At 34.9% G+C, this 1,850-nt stretch carries 1 protein-coding gene and 1 pseudogene; one reads left to right on the plus strand and one right to left on the minus strand.

Features of this window, described 5'->3' with window-relative positions:
* The first annotated feature begins 111 nt into the window (after nucleotides 1–111).
* Nucleotides 112–831 (plus strand): phytanoyl-CoA dioxygenase family protein, encoded by a 720-nt coding sequence (locus FTV31_RS16525; protein ID WP_087554354.1) that lies wholly within the window; start codon nucleotides 112–114, stop codon nucleotides 829–831.
* 173 nt (nucleotides 832–1,004) lie between these two features.
* Here FTV31_RS16525 and FTV31_RS16530 read toward each other — a convergent pair.
* Nucleotides 1,005–1,385: pseudogene (locus FTV31_RS16530) on the minus strand (flavodoxin family protein); the annotation flags it as partial.
* Nucleotides 1,386–1,850 lie beyond the last annotated feature (465 nt).

Genomic DNA, 1,850 nt, shown 5'->3' on the forward strand with positions numbered 1-1,850 from the left:
TACTGCATATAATGGCTCGATTTGGGTGTTGGAAGATGGAAAAAATGCTGGTTTATTAAGGCTATTGCCTAAGTAGAGCTGATTGAATCTTAGGGATTGGAAATTTTTAAAATGAATCATAATGGAGCCGATTTGGATCAAATAAAGTTAAAACAAATTAAAACTGACTTAAGTGTTGATGGAATTGTTAAGCTATCTCAGTTTATTGATAAAAAAGAAGTAAATTTAATCAAAGAGAGTTTGGTTGAAGAACTGAAACGTTTAAAAATTTATGAAAATAATAAAATAATCTCTAAAGAATTGAAAAAATTGAGTCATTTTCAACAGATTGTCATGTTGTCCAGAACAGTTAAACAGCCAAAAACTTTAGAAAAATATTCAGATATTTTGGGTGAAGTTGTATTCAAAATTTTTGCTAAAAAGTTTTACTCTGATCAGAAACAGCAACTTCTACTGACATTACCTCAACAGGAAAAATGGACACTGAATGATTTAAAATGGCATGTCGATTCACATTCAACAGCTTTTGAGTCACTGCAATTTTTTTTAATCATTGATGATATTCAACCTCATGGTGGTGGAACTCTAGTTTTGAAAGGTTCACATCATTTAACTGAACGATCTTCTTCAAGTCAGCTGAATCATTTATTGAGTACGAAAATATTAAATCAGCCTTTTGATTTTCAGAATAAAAAATTAGAGATCATTGAATTAACTGGCGTACAAGGGGATGTGTATTTAATGGATATGAGGGTTATTCATTCTCCAGCGATAAATGCTGCAAAAAAGATAAGAATGATGGCAACGTATAGATATTTTCAGAATTTGTAAGATAAATAAAGAAAACCCATCATCCTGACAGGATCTTCTTCATAAGAGATATTCCTAATCCATGCTGACATTCACATAGAAAAGAAACTATTGATAACACCTAATGTTTTTAATGTAGTAATGCCCGAGATTAAAAAACATATGGAAATTAAAGACTAGACTCTTTCATTTGATCATGTTCCTTGATATGCATTTAAGCGAAATGCAAAGTTTTGTCCAAATAACTGAGCGGTTTTAATATCGCCAATATCAAAAGCATCTGCCGCACTGGCATGTTCGGCTTGTGCCATAAGACCAGACCATGAGCCGAGACGATTGGCTGCTTGCGTATACGGAACACCTTGATGTTGCTCAGGTAAAATAGGGTTGCCGACCCATACCATACCGTGTTGCATCGAAAAGGTGAAAAGCGAAATCAGGGTCGATTGCTTATCCCCAGCAGGTAATGAGGAAACAGTAAATCCTGCGGCTAATTTTCCTTTAAAAGCCTGCTTCTTCCATAATGGACCTGTGGCATCCATGAGTTGTTTAAAAGTGCCAGAGACACCACCTAAAAAAGATTTCAAAACGCCCCAACTTTTGGGGCTTATTTTTATCTTTTTCAGAGGCCGTTTTTTTGTTTCTCGGAGAGAAACGCGGAAGCGTGCATTCCCTCCTGCTGTCGGAAAATGATAAATCCCCCAAACCGCTAAAAGTTGCCGATCGGCAACTTTTAAAATATCAAATTTTCACACATGGCTTAAAACCGCCTAAAATCGCCTTTAAGCGCACTTTTCTTCAAAACAGGGAAATCTAGCTAAACAGGGCTAAAAACGCCAATAAACGCAAAATAGGAGCATTTAGACCATGAAATTGAGTGATGCTGAAAAAAATAATCGTTTGTCAGAGGTGTTTTTAAAGAAATCAGATCGAGAATATTACGATTTAGAAATCACTGAAGATCATCAAAAACTTTATGATCAGTACGTTTCAGGTGATTTAAACAAGCAAGATTTTGAAGAACAACTAAACAAATTGAT

The organism is Acinetobacter sp. YH16031 (genome assembly GCF_013417335.1).
GTDB lineage: Bacteria > Pseudomonadota > Gammaproteobacteria > Pseudomonadales > Moraxellaceae > Acinetobacter.

Excerpts from the sequence above, each read along its gene's own strand:
- FTV31_RS16525 (WP_087554354.1), top strand. The coding sequence starts at position 112 with ATGAATCATAATGGAGCCGATTTGGATCAAATAAAGTTAAAACAAATT.